This is a genomic window from Arthrobacter crystallopoietes (genome assembly GCF_017603825.1).
GTDB classification, from domain to species: Bacteria; Actinomycetota; Actinomycetes; order Actinomycetales; family Micrococcaceae; genus Crystallibacter; species Crystallibacter crystallopoietes_B.
Genome location: NZ_CP072014.1, coordinates 467,689 through 484,222 on the forward strand (window position 1 = coordinate 467,689; position 16,534 = coordinate 484,222).

A 16,534-nucleotide genomic window follows, 5' to 3' on the forward strand; every position below is an offset into this window, starting at 1 on the left:
AGTGTGCCACTTATCCGTGGCCTGCTGGCAGCTACTGCGCGAGACGGTTGCGGACGATCTCGCTGACGGCCTTGCCGTCGAAGCGGCCAGCGACCTTGGCGGTGACCGGCTTCATGACCACACCCATCTGTCGCATCGAGAGCTCGGCGCCGTCGGCCTTGAGCCCGGCTATTACCCCGTCCACGATGGCCTCCACGTCCGTTGCCGTGAGCGGCTCCGGCAGGTAGGCCTCGATAATCTCCGCTTCGGCAATCTCGGCGGCAGCGCGGCCGTCTTCTCCCGCCTCGGTGTAGGTGTTGGCGGTGTCGCGTCGCTTGGCTGCTTCCTTCTGCAGGAGGGCAGTCACCTGGGCATCGTCCAGTTCCATCGGCGTCTTGCCTGACTTCTCACGCGTGGCAATTTCTCCCAGGACGTTGCGCACGGTGGTCAAGGCAACCTTGTTGCCTGCCTTCATATGTACGACGACGTCGGCCTTGAGCTGTTCTTTGAGCGTGGTCATAGTGTTCCTCGTTCCGATAGCCGAATATGCCTGCCTCCACAATATGTCTTACGCATGCTCAAGATTTGCGGGCTGCCAGCGGTAGTGCCGCTGTCTGCGCCCAGTGCACAAAGTCCTGGTGCGCGAAGAAGCCCCGGCCAATGAACTGCGGCCGGGGCTTCTTCTAACTACTCGGAGGAGATGTCCTAAACCGCCGAAACGATCCAGATGATCAAGGCAATGGCTGCCAGGACGCCTACGATGGTCCAAATAAGACTGCTTCCACGCATGTTGCTTCCTCCATTCTGTTTGTACTCCCCATTATTTGCACAGGAGAAACGTTTTAAGGGGCGAACAGCAATATTCATCTGGTGGTGTGCCTCACGGAGCCGGAACTGGCGCTGGCTCAACTCGCGCAGCTCAGGTCCAATCAGTCCGTATGTCAGGCGAGTGGCCATGGAGCCGAGGGACCTGAACGAGACCAAACGACTCCTGGACCGAACGGTGTTGCGTGATGTTGACCGCAAAGAGCTTGACCGGATCGTCGGCCGGTTGCAGGAACAGCATGCTGTTCCTGCATGAGCTCGCGTCAATTTACGACACCCACCAAGGCAGAAATCGGAAGGATCACCTCCCTCTTCACCGAGCGTTCCCTTCGGCAAACCACCGACGCGATATTGAGCACCTCACCGCGCAGCGCGACCAATACCTGGGTTCTTCACCGTTACATGACCGGAGAGGAGACGATGGATAGCGGCGTTGGAGTCAAGCAGCCGGCTTCAGCGCTCCAGGGACCGCTCCTGGCGCACACGGGGTGAGCCTGCACATCGATAATAGGGCCGTTCAACGCGATGAAACGGCACAGTGCGGCCTCACGCTGATGCTTCTAGCCAGCCCTAGGAGTGGATGAACGCAAGTATGCCGGCTGCGGTTCTGGGTGCCATGCACGGCAGTACCGGAACGACTGCAAGTAGCCCTACCTGTGACGAAGTGCCGGCAATATTGTCCGGTCCCGGTATTGCCTGCAGGCGCTGACAGGTTCCTACTGGTGGGAGGAGCCCTGACCACCGATATAGCTTGCCGCGAGGCGACGTTGACCCCCGAAAATGGCGCCCGGATAGGCAGCGGCAGGCGAGGCTCCGGCTAATAAACCATTGGAGGCAACTATGTTTGCTCGAGTCAGCACTTACCGAGGCAGCCAGGACGGTTCCAGCGGCCCAGCTCAGGATCTCGTCAGGCGGGTGCTGGAAATCCCGGGCTGCCGGGGCTTTTATTTCATGAATGGGAAGGGGAGCGGTAAGTCTTTATCCATCGCGCTGTACGACACAGAGGAGAACCTGGCTGCAAGTAAGGAAATGGCGAACAGCCTTCGCTCCGAGGCAAGCAGTTCCCTGAAGCTGGAGATTCTCGACGTCGAAGAGTACGAAGTCGTCACTCATGAGCTCAACGGCTGAACACATTCATTCAGCCGATCGGATGCGGCACAGCACTACACGGAAAGCGACGGAGAGGAATCCTTTCCGCCGCTTTCCATTATGTTGAAGCACTCACTTATGCTTGGCTAGTTCATGCTCACAACCGCATGCACCGGAATCAAAAGCTATCCCGCAGATGGCGTTACCGTAGTGCCATGACAATGCGATTTCAGAACGGCCATCGAGGCAAAGTGCGGGGTTGCCTCCAGCAAGAGGCAAAAATCCCCGTCAATAGTGGAGCTTAGGGGAATCGAACCCCTGACCTTTTCATTGCGAACGAAACGCTCTACCAACTGAGCTAAAGCCCCGTGCCACTGCGTTCGATCATATGGCGGCTGGCGGCTTTGGAACAAGCTGAGGCGTTAAAAACCTTTACGCGACGGCATCACACAGCCGGCAATAACGAATCGGGAGCACTTCTCCCGCAGCCATGCCGACACCGCACAACAGACCTAGAATCTGCTCATGGACGACAAAGTGCTCAAGGCCGTTTACACGGTCTTCCTGGGGGTCATTCTTGCGTTGTTCGTCGGTCTCGGCGTCCGGACCTTCTACCCGCCGCCTGAGATGCCGGAATTTCCCATCGAATTGTCCGTCCCGACAAGTACGTCGCCAACGAATGAAGAGCTGGCCCAGCAGCAGGAGGCCCAGCGGGAATACGAGATCGCGAACCGTGCCTGGATGGATGAAAACGAAGCCTACAACCGCAATGTCACCACGGTATCGCTTGCAGCGTCGGTGGTGATGCTCGGGCTCAGCCTGCTGCTCGAGAAGCGGAACAAGGTTCTCGCCAACGGCGTCATGCTGGGCAGTCTCTTCACCCTGATCTACAGCATTTTCCGCGGCTTCCTGTCCGGAGACACCACGCTCACCTTCATCACGGTGACCATCGGACTGGCCATTGTGCTGTTCCTTGGTTACCGCCGGTTCTTCCAGCCGAGGACCCAGGCGCCGGTGGAGGCCTCCGGCTGACGCCCGCCGGCCAGTGCATAAAGCAGCAAGACCCCTGAATCTGCCAGGATCGGCGGATTCAGGGGTCTAAAGCTGGTGAACAACAAGGTCGGCGCTTTGCGGGCTCCTCTGACAGGTTCGCGGCGGGTTGTGCCGTTTCTCCTGCACCTCACGGACACTTGCTTGTGGCGCGGTCCGTTCTGGGAACCATTTCAGCAGGACTCGGGCAATCCGTGCAATAGTTGGTTCATTAGTTGGTCAAACTGATCAAAGTAGGCACCCTTTGCAGGACAGGAAGTGGTCATTTTGCAGCAACTCGACCAGACGGACCGCAAAATCCTCCTCGCCCTCGACGAGGATCCCAGGATTCCCGTCATGCTGCTCGCACAGAAGCTCGGATTGGCCCGCGGCACAGTGCACTCCAGACTGGAACGGCTGGCGGCGGCTGGCACATTGCGACCGAATTCGGCCCGGGTCGTTCCCGAAGCCGTCGGACGCGGCGTCACGGCCATGGTCAGCGCCGAGCTGGACCAGAGCAAGCTCAACGATGCCATCGACGCCTTGCGGAACATTCCGGAGGTGCTCGAATGCCACGCACCGGCCGGAGATACCGACCTGCTGCTGCGGGTGGTGGCCAGGAGCCCGGACGACCTGTACCGGGTCAGCGAGGAAATCAGGCTGTGCCCGGGCATCACCAGGACGTCCACGCAGATGTTCCTGCGGGAGGTCATCCCCTACCGCATCACGGGGTTGCTCCACGAAGAGTAGCCGCCGGGGCTAGCCGCTCGGCGGAAAGCCGGCGGGTTAGAAGAAGAAGTGCAGGATGACGCCGATGCTCCAGATGCTGCCGGCTGCGAAGGCGCAGCCCAGCTCGATCAGGATGCCGATTCCCATCGCTTTCAACGCAACCGCACTTGAGTGCAGCGCGGGGCGCAGTTCCCGCTGGCGCAGGTACTCGCTGAGCAGCAGGCCTACCGTAAAACCGACAAACAGTCCCACCACCGGGATGACGAACATGCCCACCAGTCCAACCACCACGCCGACCACAATGGAGCGGTTGGGAATCTGGCGGCCCTTCAGCCGTTTGCCCGTGAGGACGGCGCTGGCCAACATGCCGGCAACCACCAGCACCGCGCCCAGCGCGAACACCACCCAGCCCACCGTGTTCTGCAGGACGAGCGCCCAGATGAGCAGGCTGACGCCGATAGTGATGGCACCGGGCAGCACGGGAACAATAATTCCGGCTACGCCGACGGCGATGAGCAGGCCGCAAACGAGCGTGACGATAATCTGGGCTTCCATAGCCCCAGCCTATGCGGAACGGTCCGTATGGTCCGGTGGCGCCGCACTGAATGTCGGATCGGACGCGCCCTCGGCGGGCTCCGCCGTCGTTAGTTCTTCCGGTTGTGGGCCCTGCCGCTTGCCGCGGTTCCTGCGCCAGATCAGGAAGCCCAGAACGCCCAGCAGTACCACCACAATAACGACGGCGGCGATCGGGGACGCGAGGACCAGCGCCACCCAGGCGGCGATCGCGGCCATCCCCACCGTTGCGTAGACGATTGCCCAGAGGAGACTGCCCAGCACGACGGCGGGCAGGAACCGGATCATTCGCATCCTCGCGATTCCGGCGCTGCTGACCACCGCGGTCTGGATGCCGACGGTGAGGAAGCACAGCGTGACCGCGAAGGGTCCGAAAGTGTTCATGAACCGCTCGGCACGCTTCATGACCGGGCCGTTGAGGTGCCGCTCGAACCGCGTATGGCGGCCGCCGGCGGCGATTCCGCGGCCGATCCAGTAGGTGGCGTTTGAGCGCATCATGGCGACGCAGAACAGTGCCAGAATCGCCCAGCCCAACGGAAGGTCGAGGAAAATATCCACAAACTTCCTTTCGACGCTGCCGTCCTGACACCTAAATTCTACAGCCTGTAGAAACATTGTGGAACGGAGTACCCCACCACGTAACGGCCGGTTCCACCCGAATTGTTCCGTTACTGCTCGCCTACTGCACGCCCTTGATCTTCACCACGAACACCGCCCCGAGCAGGCCCACCACCGCGGCGAGCACAAACAATGCTGTGTAGCCGCCCAGGTAGAGCACCACGGGGGCCGCCACCAGCGGCGCGAAAACCTGCGGCAGCGAGTTCGCCACGTTGATCACGCCCAGATCCTTGCCCCGGTCCGCCGCGCTGGGCAGCACCTGGGTCAGCAGGGCGAAGTCGACCGCCAGGAACATGCCGAAACCGGCTCCGAGTACGGCCGCCGCCACGAGCGCCATCGGCCAGCTAGGCCAGAATGCCACCAGCATGGACGCCGTCGCAATGGTCACCGCGGAAGCGATCACGAACGGCTTCCGGCGGCCCAGCCGGTCGCTCCACGGTCCGCCGATGACGGCGGTAATCATCACCATTACCGCGTAGATGCCGGTCAGGATCAGCACACCGGCGGCCGGATCGGCGTGGCCCACGGCGTCCTGCAGGAAGAAGAACAGGTAGAGCGTGAAGAGGTTGTTGCCCAGGTTGACCAGGAACCGCGTCAGCCAAGCCCAGCCGAAGTCGGGGTACTTGGCCGGGGAGATGTAGAAGCTCTTCAGGAACCGGCCCCACACAAACGGCGGGCGAAGGGCCGGATCCAGCGGAGTGTCCCGGCCCTTGATCAGGAACGCGACGATGCTTACGGCCAGGAACACCGCGCAGTAAATGTAGCCGAGGACAAAGCCACCGGCGAGATTGGCGAGAACCACACCGAAGACGATGCCCACGGTCTGGCCCATCGCGGCCAGACCGCCCACCTGCCCGCGCTGCAGCGTGGGCACCTTGTCCGGAATCGTGGCCGTCACCGCGGCATAAGCGCCGTTGCAGCCAGCCTGGACCAGGCACCAGCCGAGAACCATGACGGCGACGTTCGGGGCCCCGGAGAGCATGAGCAGGGCGGCGAAGGCCAGGACGGTTCCGCCGAGGACCCACGGGACGCGCCGGCCCAGTCGCGAGGTGGTCCGGTCGCTGAGCGCCCCGGCGATCGGGTTGGCCACCAGCGACACGGCCGCGCCGAACCCGGTGGCCAGCGCCAGCACGGCTTCCTTGTTCGCGGCGTCGAAACTCTGCGACTGCTGGGCCAGCAGCACCTGCAGCGAGGCGAAGAGGACCGCGTTGATGCCGAGGTTAGTCAGCAGGACGGCGGTGATCCAGCCCGGCCCGACCTTACGGGTGGGTTCGCTGTAAACGTCCGGGGCCGCGGGAAAAGCCTGCCCGGTCTCGCCCGGATCCTGGATTGCCACCGCTCGCTGCGCCCCTTACTGTCCGGCGAACTGCGTGATGAAGCCCGCCCCGATTGTGGCCACCATGGCCACGACGACGAGCCAGACGAAGGGTGTTTTGAATCTGCGCATAGTCTTCATGATGGAACCAGTTTAGGCCCCGTGGGTCAGCCGACCGGCGCGCGGCCGGATTGTTTAGCGAGCTTCTTCAGCCCCGCCGAAACCTGCACCGGCTCCGGCCAGCGCGGCGGCAGGTTGTCCCCCAGCGTGACGCCTTTAAGCTTGCGCCCGAACATCGGCACCACCCAGTCCCGCAGCCAGGCCCGTTCCACCCGCGCCAGCTCCCGCCAGCCCGCCCGCTCCAGCGGCTCCAATTGCTTGAGCTTGAGGGTGTGCCGCACGCCGAGCGCCGAGAGCACCTGCGCGGCCATGTATTTGTGCCCCACCGGAGACATGTGCAGTTTGTCGGTGTCCCACATCCGCGGGTCCTGGTAGATCTCAAACGCCCAGTGGTCCACCAGCAGCGCATCGTACCGGCGGGCAATCTCGCGCACCGCCTCGTTGTACAGCCAGTTGCGGCGCCGCATCGGCTCGAGCACCGGCGGCAGCATCACATCGAAGCCGGTGAACAGCAGCAGCTGCGCGCCGGTGGAGGCCAGCCGCGCCACCGCGTTTTCATACTGCTGCAGCAGGGCGTCCATATCCTTGCGCAGCTCAAGAATGTCGTTGCCGCCGGCATAAAAGGAAACGAGCGTCGGCTTCATCGCCACGGCGGGCTCGATCTGGTCCGCCACGATCTGGTGCAGCCGCTTGCTCCGCACCGCGAGGTTGGCGTAGCGGAACTCCGGGTCCTGCTTGCCCAGCTGCTTCGCCACCCGGTCCGCCCAGCCACGCACGCCGTTGGGGAACTTGGCGTCGCGGTCCCCCACACCCTCCGTGAAACTATCCCCGAGCGCTACAAATAGACCTGCCACCCGCCTCACGCTAGCCGCGCGCGGCAACGGCCGGGCAAACAGCGGATGAACTTCCCTGCTCGGCGGCAGTGCGGAATATGCTGTACCCATGAGCGCTGAACCCACTCCCGCGTCCGCTTCCGCCGAAACCGCCATCACCGGAGCCAGCGGCTCCCTGGGCGGCATGGTTGCCCGGCTGCTCTCCGAGGTGGGAGTCCCGGCACGCCTGATTGTGCGCGATGAGACCAAGGCCCCGAAACTTCAAGGCATGACGACGGCGCAGGCCGACTTTGGCGACAAGGACGCCTCCCGCCGTGCTTTGGAAGGCATCAAGACGCTCCTCATGGTCTCCGCCTCTGAGTCCGAGGACCGCCTCGAGCAGCACGAAACGTTCATTGACGCCGCCGTGGAGGCAGGCGTGGAGCACATCGTCTACACCTCGTTCTTCGGCGCCGGGCCGGACGCCACCTTCACCCTGGCCCGGACCCACTACGCCACCGAACAGAAACTGCGGGAAACGGGCCGCAAGCACACACTGCTGCGGAACAACTTCTACGCCGACATCCTGCCGCACTTTGCCGATGAGAACGGCGTCATCCGCGGCCCGGCCGGCGACGGCAAGGCCGGCTTCGTGGCCCGCGAGGATGTTGCCCGCGCCGCAGCGGCGATCCTGCAGCAGCCCGTGGCTCACGCCGGCTTCGCGTACGAGCTGACCGGACCGGAATCGATCAACCTGACCGAAGCGGCAGCCATCATCGCCGACGCAACGGGACGGCCGACGTCGTTCCTCAATGAAACGGTTGAAGAAGCGTACGCCTCCCGGGCGCACTACGGCGCCCCCGACTGGCAGCTGGATGCGTGGGTGAGCACCTACACGGCGATCGCCAACGGCGAGCTGGACCAGACAACCAACGACGTCGAGCTGCTCACCGGCCGTCCGCCGCTGAGCCTCCGGGACCTGCTTGCCCAGTAGGTCCCGGATGCCCCGAGAACCTTAAGCGTTCCAGAGGCCGTACGAGTCGGCGAGCGAGGAGATCTTTTCGGCGCGGGCAAGTCGCGGCAGGTAGGAGCCATCGCCCACCACGGCCCCGGCGGCATGCGCGTCCAGAAGTTCGTGTGCCCAGCGGATTTCGGACTCGCTCGGCGAAAGCGATTTATTGATGGTGTCCGCGGCTTCCAGCAGCAGGCACAGCTTGCCGGTCATGCCCATGGACGCCGTGACCTTGCAGGCCTGCTTCAGCTCATCGCCCAGCGCGCCCACGGTGGGGCCGTCGATCGGGCCGGGCAGCTGCCCCACCCGGGACGCCACGACCAACCGGGAGCGCGCGTAGGCCAAGGCCATCGGATCGTCGCTGGCGCCGGTATCCTTGCGGAAGTCGCCCACTCCGAAAGCCAGGCGGAAGGTGCCCGGAGCGCGCGCAATGTCCGTGGCGTTCTCGATGCCGATGGCCGACTCGATAAGCGCAAGCACCGGGGTGCCGGCCTGCAGTCGCATGGCGGTGTGGGTGACCTGGTCCGGCCGCTCGGTCATGGCCAGCATGACACCGCGCAGCCCCGGCGCCTTGGACAGCGCCGCCAGATCATCGGCCCAGTACTCGGTGTCGATGCCGTTCACGCGCACCCAGGCCGTCATGCCCGTGGACAGCGCTTCCACCACGCGTTCGCGCGCTTCAGCCTTGCCCGGGGCCGGCACTGCGTCTTCCATGTCGAAGATCACCGAATCGGCTTCCGACGCCAGCGCCGGAGCGAAATTGGCTTCATCGGCGGCCGAGGCGAGGAGCCAGGAACGGGAAAGTTTTGCAGGCAGTGCTGCGGCGCGGCTGTTTCTGAACGTGGGCATACTTAGAGCCTACTTAACGCAGGCGCAACCAGCTAACTTCTTGGGTGAAGAATGCGGTCAACATCACGCGATTCACGCGCTTTGTGCGCCTACGGCCCGGCGCTCGGCCTGTGTAGCAGCTGTGGCTTAAGGTGTGATTATGGCGCAGTTGAAACCCCGCACCACCGACGCTTTGTCCGACGCCGAAACCAAGCGGCTGGCCCGGGCCCTGGCAGACAGCGATGATGTAACCGTTTTCGTCAATGGCACCACGGTGAAGCTTCCCACCCAGGCGCGCGACGCCGTCGTCGATGTTTTGCAACGCTTTGCCCAAGGCGACGCGGTCATGGTCAGTTCCGCCGAGGACCTGCTCAATACCTCGCAGGCGGCCGAAGTTGCCGGTGTTTCGCTCACCTATATGCGGCGGCTGACCGATGCCGGGACCATCCCGGTGGAATACCGCGGCACGCACCGGCGCATCAGGCTGCGGGATGTGCTCGCCTGGCTCGAAACCCGCGAACAGAAGCAGCCGCAAGGCTGAGCCACCTGGCGCTTCGCGCCTACCGTGAGCGGAAACACAGGGCGAAACAGGCCTTGTGGGGAATGGTTGCAGGGAAGTACGTGGTTACCGATGGTGCACGTACTACTTTGCTAGGAGATTTCATGAGCATCAAGGTCCTGACCCTCGTCGGCAGCCTTCGCAACGGTTCCATCAACCGCCAGCTGGCCGAAGCCGCCGCAACGGTCGCCCCTGAAGGTACCGACGTACGGATCTACGACGGCCTCGAGAACATCCCGTTCTACAACGAGGACCTGGACGTTGAAGGCTCCGTTCCGGCAGCCGCCGAGGCGCTGCGCGAGGCTGCCAAGGAGTCGGACGCCGTGCTGCTGGTCTCCCCCGAATACAACGGCACCACCCCGGCCGTGCTGAACAACGCCATCGACTGGCTGTCCCGCCCGTTCGGCGCCGGCGCGCTGAACGGCATGCCGGCCGCAGTCATCGGCACCTCGCCCTCCCCCTACGGTGCACAGTGGGCGCACGACGACGCCCGCAAGGCGCTGGGCATCGCCCAGGCCAAGGTGCTCGAGGACGCCAAGCTGTCCATCGGCGCCCGCTTCGAGGTCTTCGCCACGACCCACCCCAAGGACCACGCCGAGTCGGCCGCCGAGATCGCCGGCGTCGTCTCCGCCTTGGCCAACGCGGTGGAACTGGTCAATGCGTAAGCATCCTCACCAGATACGGAGCGGAGAGCGGCTGCAGCTGGCACCAGCCAGGGCAGCGGCTCTCCGCTTTTGCTTTCCGGGTTCAACCCGAGCGCGGGAGCCCTTAGGCTGAGGGTCTGGCAACATCACCCATGCTTCAGAAACGATCACAGGAGGTCCCGTGAGCGTAGAACTTGCTCCGATCATTGAGCTGCGGAACGGTGCTAAGCTGCCGTTTCTTGGCCTTGGCACCTGGCCCATGGACAACGCGGAAACAGCCGACGCCGTCGAGGCAGCCCTGAAAATCGGTTACCGGATGATCGATACCGCCGAGAACTACGGCAATGAACAAGGAGTCGGCGAGGGTCTGCGGCGCAGCGGGCTGGACCGCGGCGATGTCTTCCTGACCAGCAAGTTCAACAAGGAATGGCACAGCTACGACGGCGTTGAACAGGCCTTTGAAGCCAGCGCCCGACGCCTAGGCGTCGAGTACATCGACCTGTTACTCATCCACTGGCCCAATCCCGCCCAGGACCGGTACGTCGATGCCTTTGCGGGTATGACAAAGCTGCTGTCGGACGGCCGGGTCCGCGCCATCGGCACCTCCAATTTCAAGCCGGCCCATTTGCAGCACCTCTTCGATTCGGGCCTCGTGCCTGAGGTAAACCAGATCCAACTGGATCCGAGGCACACCCGGCGGGACATCGTCGCCATCCACCAGGAACGCGGCATCGCTACCCAGGCCTGGAGCCCCATCGGCCGCGGCGGCGATCTGCTCAAAGAGCCGGTCATCACGGAACTGGCCGAAAAGTACCAGAAGACACCGGCCCAGATCGTGCTGCGCTGGCACACCCTGCTGGGGCACGTCGTCATCCCCAAGTCGTCGAATCCGCAACGGCTGGCAGAGAACTTCAGCATTTTCGACTTCGTCCTCACTGGCGAGGAGCTGCACCGGATCAGCGCTCTGGATATCGGCGACGACGAGATTCTCGACGCCGACAGGTTCGGCCACTAAGCCTGCGGATCAGCTGCCCTGGGCTGTCTGGTGTTGCTCCGCGCCTGCCTGCAGCTCTAAGCGAGGAAAGCACGCGTATGGGCGGCTCCCCTGTACAGGGAACCGCCCATCCGCGGGTTAGTACGTTCGGTTACTGGACGGTCATGGCTGCCACATCAGGCGCCTTGTCCACGAACTCATACTTGAGCATGAGCTCGCCCATCTTTTGCAGTTGCTCGGCCGGGACTTCACCATTGAAGGCTTCCATCTTCAACTTCTCAGCAACGGCGGCGTCCATCCCCATGAATTCCGGCAGGATTGCACGCACGGCGTCGGGATCCTCTTCCGCAGCGGCAAGAGTTTCCGTCACAGCGGCCTTGAAGTCGGCAACGATCTCCGGATTCTCCTCGGCGAAGCCGCCACTGGTAAAGGTCACCATCGTTGGCATGCCCGGAATGGCTTTCTGGTTCGGGTAGCCCACAAGCTTGTACTCATCGTTGGCCAGTGCCCGCGACAGGAAGGGCTCCGGAATCCAGATAGCGTCCGTGTTGCCCCGTTCCAGCTGTGCTTCCATATCTGGGAACGGCATCTCGTTGAACTTCAATGCCGAGGGATCGCCGCCGTCGATCTCCGCGCTTTCCATGATGGTGAGGTCGCCCTGTGTCTTGACGGCATTGACCGACGTGGTCTTGCCTTCCAGATCGGCGAAGTTCTCAATCCCCGAGTCCTTCCTTGCCACCACACCGTTAGCATCTTCGCCTTCGGCATGCGAAGCCGAATAGCCGGACACGATTTTCATGTCCAGGCCCTTATCCACCGCGGTCATGACCGAGAGCGGATTGCCCACCGCGAAATTCATGGTGCCGGTGGAAACAGCCGGAAGCATCGCTGCGCCGCCCTGGCCGGTCTGCAGTTCAACATTCAACCCGTGCTTTTCGAAGATGCCCTCGTCGATGCCGTACTGCACTGCGGCGGAAGGGGCAATGGACAGGATGCCGACAGTGACATCGGTCAGTCCCTCCTTAGCCGCCCCCGATCCGGCCGGGCTGCCGCCGGATCCGGACGGAGAGCCCGATCCACAGCCGGTCAGAGCAAGCGCAACGATGGCGCCACCGGCAAGAACTTTAGAGATGTGCCTTTTCATAACGAGCCTCTTCCTTGAGGTGGGTAGTGAGTTCGCCCGGACGCTGACGTGTCCTGGCGTGGGGTTTACGCGTAAAAGCGGGCGAGGAATTCCGCGACGACGGCGGGACGTTCTTCGCCTTCGATCTCGATGGTGTTGCTGGTCTTGATCTGCACGCCGCCCTTGACCTCGGTGACTTCGGCGATAACGGAGTGCAGGCGGACCTTGGCACCGACCTTGACCGGGTTGGTGAAGCGGACGCGGTCCAGTCCGTAGTTGACCTTGGTCTTGACGCCCTCGACGTCGAACAGTTCGCTCCACAGCGGGATGATGAGCGACAGGCTGAGGAAGCCGTGCGCGATCGGGGCGCCGAAGGGACCGTCCTTGGCCTTCTCCGGGTCTGTGTGAATCCACTGGTGGTCATTGGTGGCGTCGGCGAAGGTGTTGATCTGGTCCTGGGTGATCTCAAGGTAATCGGTGTAGCCGAGGTCCTTGCCGACCAGCCCGGACAGTTCTTCGAAAGTGACAACGAGGTTGCTCATAAGATGCTCCTGAAAGGGTAGATGTTGATGGTTCTGACGGATTTCTAGCGGAAGGCTCCCTTGCCCGTGATAGCCCGCCCGACGATCAGCGCATTGATCTCATGCGTGCCTTCGTAGGAATAGACAGCTTCCGCATCGGCGTGGAAACGTGCGACGTCGGTGTCCAGCGTGATCCCGTTGCCGCCAACCACTTCGCGGGCCAGGGCGACGGTTTCGCGCATCCGGGCACAGCAGAACATCTTGGCCAGCGCGGAGTTCTCATCCGCGTAGATGCCCTGTTCCTGCTGCTGGGTCAGCCGCACCACCATCCCAAGGGAAGCGGTGACGTTGCCTAGCATCGTGGCAAGCTTCTCCTGTACCAGCTGGAAGCTGCCCAGGCTCTTGCCGAACTGCTGGCGCTGCTTCACGTACCGCACCGCCGCCTCGTAAGCCCCGGCCTGCAGTCCGGCAGCAATCCACGCTACGTCCGAGCGCATGTTCCGCAGCATTGCGGCGACGTCGGCAAAGGAGTTGACGTTCTGCAACCGCGCGGATTCCGGCACTGTCACATCGCGGAAGTCGATATCGGCGTTCTGCATCATGCGCAGCGAGGTCTTCCGGTGGATCTTGGAGATGGCCACGCCCCGCGCGTCGGTCTGAACAAGGAAAGCCTTGACCTGCTGGTCCGCCTCGTCCCGGGCGAAAACCGCCAGCACGTCGGCGGAGGCCGCTCCCCCGATCCAGCGCTTGGCGCCGTTGATGATCCAGGTGTCGCCGTCCCTCCGGGCACTGGTTTCCAGCCCGCCGGCGATGTCCGAGCCATGTTCCGGCTCGGTCAGCGCGAAGACGCCCTTGTACTCAAAGGAGCGGATCTTCGGGTCCAGTTCCGCCGCTTGCTCGGCGCTGCCGCCGAGATTGACAGCGGTGCGGAACAGGCCGGATTGGGCGTTGTAGAACGTCGCCACGGAGGCATCAGTGCGGGCCAGTTCAAAGTTCCGGAACCCCACATAGAGCCCGCTGGCGGTGGCGCCGCCGTCGGGCTGCGAGGGTTCCATCAGGTTCAGATCGAACAGCGGCTGCGCAATCTGGTAGGGGAACTCTCCGGCCTCCCAGTAGTCGGCAAGCAGCGGCTGGACCTGCTCGTCCAGCACCTTGCGCAGCCGCCCCAGCACCGCGAGTTCATTCTCGGTTAGCAGGGATGAGAAGCCGTACTGGTCCGACGGGTAGAACCGTCCCGCCGCGGCTCCGGTTCGTACGTCTGCGGTCACGCTCATGCCTTTTTCCCAGTCTCGAGGCCCAGCAGCTTCACGGCGTTGGCCTTCAGGATTTTCGGCCGGACTTCATCCTTCAGCGGCAGGTCGGCGAATGCGCTGAGCCATTTCTGCGGGGTAATCAGCGGGTAGTCCGTGCCGAAGAGGACCTTGTCCTGCAGCACGGAGTTGGACATTTTGACCAGTGACTCCGGGAAGTACTTCGGGGACCATCCGGAGAGGTCGATGTAGACGTTTGCCTTGTGCGTGGCAATCGAATTCGCCTCGTCCTGCCAGGGCACCGAGGGGTGGGCCATGATGATCTGGAACTCCGGGAAGTCCGCAGCGACGGCGTCGAGCAGCAGCGGGTTGGAATAGGCCAACTTGATGCCGTAGCCGCCGGGCAGTCCGGCACCCATGCCGTTCTGGCCGGTGTGGAAGATTGCCGGCAGACCGATTTCCTGCAGCACCTCCCAGAGAGGGTAGTATTGCTCATCGCTCGGGTCGAAGCCCTGCAGGCTGGGGTGGAATTTGAAGCCGCGCACCCCGTAGTCGCCGGCCAGCCGCTTGGCCCGGTCGATCGCGTCCGCACCGGTCAGCGGGTCGACGGAGCCAAACGGGATCAGCACGTCATTGTTCCGCGCCGCGCCCTCGACCATGTCCTCGATGCTGTTGGGTTCGCGCTTGAGCTTGGTGCGCGCGTCGACGGTGAAGACGACGGCGGCCATGTTCAGCCCGCGGTAGGTTTCCGCGATGCTGTCCAGGGACGGCGTGCGCTCCTCGGCCTTGAAGTACTTGCTCGACGCGTCGTTCAGCGCCGGAGGCAGGGACACGTGGCCGCAGCTGTCGATCTCCACATGCACGTGCATGTCGACCGCTTCAATCGCCCCGGCGTCGATCCCGAGTTCGTATGCCGTCGCCGCCATGTTTACTTGGCTCCCGCTGCTTCGGGCTGCAGGTCGGCGGGCAGTTCCGGGAACTCCTCGCCCACGCTCTGCAGCCGCTCGCCGAAGAGATCATCGAACCGCTCGACCAGTTCCTCGTAGCTCCAGCCGCCGTCCTTGTACTCGGTGGCCACGGCCTCCGGGTGCGACCACAGCTGCAGGCGGTCGCCGCCGACACCGATCGCTTGGCCGGTCACCTTGGCCGCGGCGTCGGAGGCGAGGAAGGCCACCAGGCCGGCAACGTCGTCGGCCGTTCCAAAGCCCAGGTCCTTGCGGAAGAAGTCCGGCATGGCCTCGCCGCGCTCGTCGGCCTCCACAGCCTTCTGGAAGAACGGCACGGTCTTGGTCATGGCCGTCGCCGCCACCGGAATGATGGCGTTGGCGGTGACGCCGGCCTTCTTCATTTCCAGCGCCCAAGTGCGCACCATACCGACAATGCCGGCCTTCGCGGCGGCGTAGTTGGTCTGGCCGAAGTTGCCGCGCTGCCCGGTCGGGGACCCGATGGTGATAATCCGGCCGGCGACGTTGTTTTCCTTGAAGTAGGCGTAGGCCTCGCGGACGCAGGTGAAGGTCCCGCGCAGGTGCACATTGATGACCAGGTCGAAGTCCTCATCGGTCATCTTCAGCAGGGACTTGTCCCGCAGCACGCCGGCGTTGGTGACCAGGATGTCCAGCCCGCCGAAGGATTCGACGGCGGTCTTGACCAACTGCTGCGCGGTCTCGGTGGAACCGACGGGAGCGACAACGGCCACGGCCTTGCCGCCGGCACCGGTGATGCTCTCGACGGCCTCGCCGGCCACCTGCTCGTCAACATCATTAATAACGACGGCGGCACCCTGGCGGGCGAGCTCCTGAGCATAGGCGAGACCCAGTCCGCGTCCGCTACCAGTAACAATGGCTACTTTTCCTGCCAGTGACATCTAAAGCTCCTTCGCTTCCACCGGTCTCAGACCAGTGTTTGGGGTTATCCTGAACTAAGATCAATGACAACGTATACCATTGAAAAAGTCAACAGTATTGAACCAATCAACGGATGAGGAACGATGTCCGCACAAACTACGACCAGGGGCAACGACGCCGACCTGGCCGAGAACGCAAACGGGGCCCAGCGTCTCCACACCACCGAACTGGCCAACGAGATCGAGTTCCTCACGGCGCGCGCCCGGTCCTTGGGGTCAGGACGGGCCAACAACATGCTCGCGGAGCTGGATTTGAAGGTCCGTTCCTATTCGGTCCTCTCCCTTGCATGCAGCGGCGAGAATCCTTCACAGCGCGAACTCGCGGACTTCCTTAGCCTGGATCCCAGCCAGATCGTCGCCCTGGTGGACCAACTGGAGCAGCGCGGCGCCGTCACCCGTGAAACAGACCCGCGCGACCGACGCTCCAAGGTCATCGTGGCCACGACAGCGGGCCGGAACCTCTACAAGCGCGCCGAGGGGATAATCCGCCGCGCAGAGGACCAGTCCCTGTCAACGCTATCGCCGCAAGAACGCGAAACCCTTCGCGATCTGCTCAAGCGCATCGCGTTCTAGACAGTTCGACCGGAAGCGCCGGCCTCCCCAGCGGGGAA

General features: G+C 63.3%; 19 protein-coding genes and 1 tRNA gene. 8 read left to right on the plus strand and 12 right to left on the minus strand.

Annotated features, from left to right (window positions below):
• Nucleotides 1-31: 31 nt before the first annotated feature.
• On the minus strand, nucleotides 32-499 hold the full coding sequence (locus J5251_RS02235) for a GatB/YqeY domain-containing protein (RefSeq protein WP_139007117.1): 468 nt from the start codon (nucleotides 497-499) through the stop codon (nucleotides 32-34).
• Between the two features lie 1,145 nt (nucleotides 500-1,644).
• Between J5251_RS02235 and J5251_RS02240 the strand changes: the two genes are divergently transcribed.
• On the plus strand, nucleotides 1,645-1,932 hold the full coding sequence (locus tag J5251_RS02240; protein WP_208575052.1) for a hypothetical protein: 288 nt from the start codon (nucleotides 1,645-1,647) through the stop codon (nucleotides 1,930-1,932).
• Between the two features lie 256 nt (nucleotides 1,933-2,188).
• Here J5251_RS02240 and J5251_RS02245 read toward each other — a convergent pair.
• Nucleotides 2,189-2,261 (minus strand) — tRNA-Ala (locus J5251_RS02245).
• Between the two features lie 157 nt (nucleotides 2,262-2,418).
• Between J5251_RS02245 and J5251_RS02250 the strand changes: the two genes are divergently transcribed.
• Entirely contained in the window at nucleotides 2,419-2,925 is a 507-nt protein-coding gene (locus J5251_RS02250) for a hypothetical protein (RefSeq protein WP_139007115.1), read from the plus strand.
• Between the two features lie 276 nt (nucleotides 2,926-3,201).
• Nucleotides 3,202-3,672: an Lrp/AsnC family transcriptional regulator gene (locus tag J5251_RS02255; protein ID WP_139007114.1), complete on the plus strand. Its 471-nt coding sequence runs from the start codon at nucleotides 3,202-3,204 to the stop codon at nucleotides 3,670-3,672.
• A gap of 36 nt (nucleotides 3,673-3,708) precedes the next feature.
• Here the strand turns inward: J5251_RS02255 and J5251_RS02260 are convergent, their stop codons facing one another.
• From J5251_RS02260 to J5251_RS02275, 4 genes are all read right to left on the minus strand, one after another.
• Nucleotides 3,709-4,206 (minus strand): DUF456 domain-containing protein, encoded by a 498-nt coding sequence (locus J5251_RS02260; protein WP_139007113.1) that lies wholly within the window; start codon nucleotides 4,204-4,206, stop codon nucleotides 3,709-3,711.
• A 9-nt stretch (nucleotides 4,207-4,215) separates the two neighbouring features.
• Complete coding sequence (locus J5251_RS02265; RefSeq protein WP_208575053.1) at nucleotides 4,216-4,782, minus strand: DedA family protein; 567 nt, start codon at nucleotides 4,780-4,782, stop codon at nucleotides 4,216-4,218.
• Nucleotides 4,783-4,903: 121 nt separating this feature from the next.
• The gene (locus tag J5251_RS02270; RefSeq protein WP_139007139.1) at nucleotides 4,904-6,172 is read right to left on the minus strand and encodes an MFS transporter; all 1,269 of its coding nucleotides are present in this window, start codon (nucleotides 6,170-6,172) and stop codon (nucleotides 4,904-4,906) included.
• 152 nt (nucleotides 6,173-6,324) lie between these two features.
• A complete protein-coding gene (locus J5251_RS02275; protein ID WP_244250763.1) occupies nucleotides 6,325-7,131 on the minus strand; it encodes an SGNH/GDSL hydrolase family protein in 807 nt (268 codons plus the stop codon).
• Between the two features lie 88 nt (nucleotides 7,132-7,219).
• Here J5251_RS02275 and J5251_RS02280 point away from each other — a divergent pair, with 88 nt between their 5' ends.
• The gene (locus J5251_RS02280) at nucleotides 7,220-8,083 is read left to right on the plus strand and encodes an SDR family oxidoreductase (protein ID WP_208575055.1); all 864 of its coding nucleotides are present in this window, start codon (nucleotides 7,220-7,222) and stop codon (nucleotides 8,081-8,083) included.
• Between the two features lie 21 nt (nucleotides 8,084-8,104).
• Here J5251_RS02280 and J5251_RS02285 read toward each other — a convergent pair whose 3' ends face one another.
• Nucleotides 8,105-8,950, minus strand: a complete 846-nt coding sequence (locus J5251_RS02285; protein ID WP_139007110.1) for an HpcH/HpaI aldolase/citrate lyase family protein — start codon at nucleotides 8,948-8,950, stop codon at nucleotides 8,105-8,107.
• A gap of 139 nt (nucleotides 8,951-9,089) precedes the next feature.
• Here J5251_RS02285 and J5251_RS02290 point away from each other — a divergent pair, with 139 nt between their 5' ends.
• The 3 genes from J5251_RS02290 to J5251_RS02300 all read left to right on the plus strand — a co-directional run bounded on the left by J5251_RS02290 (nucleotide 9,090) and on the right by J5251_RS02300 (nucleotide 11,147).
• Nucleotides 9,090-9,470, plus strand: a complete 381-nt coding sequence (locus J5251_RS02290; RefSeq protein WP_208575056.1) for a helix-turn-helix domain-containing protein — start codon at nucleotides 9,090-9,092, stop codon at nucleotides 9,468-9,470.
• Nucleotides 9,471-9,592: 122 nt separating this feature from the next.
• Nucleotides 9,593-10,153, plus strand: coding sequence for an NAD(P)H-dependent oxidoreductase (locus J5251_RS02295; RefSeq protein ID WP_208575057.1), 561 nt, complete (start codon nucleotides 9,593-9,595; stop codon nucleotides 10,151-10,153).
• A 160-nt stretch (nucleotides 10,154-10,313) separates the two neighbouring features.
• A complete protein-coding gene (locus tag J5251_RS02300) occupies nucleotides 10,314-11,147 on the plus strand; it encodes an aldo/keto reductase (RefSeq protein ID WP_208575058.1) in 834 nt (277 codons plus the stop codon).
• Between the two features lie 130 nt (nucleotides 11,148-11,277).
• Here the strand turns inward: J5251_RS02300 and J5251_RS02305 are convergent, their stop codons facing one another.
• From J5251_RS02305 to J5251_RS02325, 5 genes are all read right to left on the minus strand, one after another.
• Nucleotides 11,278-12,270: an ABC transporter substrate-binding protein gene (locus J5251_RS02305; RefSeq protein ID WP_208575059.1), complete on the minus strand. Its 993-nt coding sequence runs from the start codon at nucleotides 12,268-12,270 to the stop codon at nucleotides 11,278-11,280.
• 65 nt (nucleotides 12,271-12,335) lie between these two features.
• Entirely contained in the window at nucleotides 12,336-12,791 is a 456-nt protein-coding gene (locus tag J5251_RS02310; RefSeq protein ID WP_074700654.1) for a MaoC family dehydratase, read from the minus strand.
• A gap of 44 nt (nucleotides 12,792-12,835) precedes the next feature.
• Nucleotides 12,836-14,044 carry an acyl-CoA dehydrogenase family protein gene (locus J5251_RS02315; RefSeq protein ID WP_208575060.1) on the minus strand — a complete coding sequence of 403 codons (1,209 nt, stop codon included), beginning with the start codon at nucleotides 14,042-14,044 and terminating at the stop codon, nucleotides 12,836-12,838.
• Nucleotides 14,041-14,946, minus strand: a complete 906-nt coding sequence (locus J5251_RS02320) for an amidohydrolase family protein (protein WP_208575061.1) — start codon at nucleotides 14,944-14,946, stop codon at nucleotides 14,041-14,043. The genes J5251_RS02315 and J5251_RS02320 overlap by 4 nt, the downstream gene beginning before the upstream one ends.
• A gap of 2 nt (nucleotides 14,947-14,948) precedes the next feature.
• The gene (locus tag J5251_RS02325; RefSeq protein WP_208575062.1) at nucleotides 14,949-15,884 is read right to left on the minus strand and encodes an SDR family NAD(P)-dependent oxidoreductase; all 936 of its coding nucleotides are present in this window, start codon (nucleotides 15,882-15,884) and stop codon (nucleotides 14,949-14,951) included.
• Nucleotides 15,885-16,007: 123 nt separating this feature from the next.
• Here J5251_RS02325 and J5251_RS02330 point away from each other — a divergent pair, with 123 nt between their 5' ends.
• Nucleotides 16,008-16,496 carry a MarR family winged helix-turn-helix transcriptional regulator gene (locus J5251_RS02330; RefSeq protein ID WP_276608412.1) on the plus strand — a complete coding sequence of 163 codons (489 nt, stop codon included), beginning with the start codon at nucleotides 16,008-16,010 and terminating at the stop codon, nucleotides 16,494-16,496.
• Nucleotides 16,497-16,534: the final 38 nt, after the last annotated feature.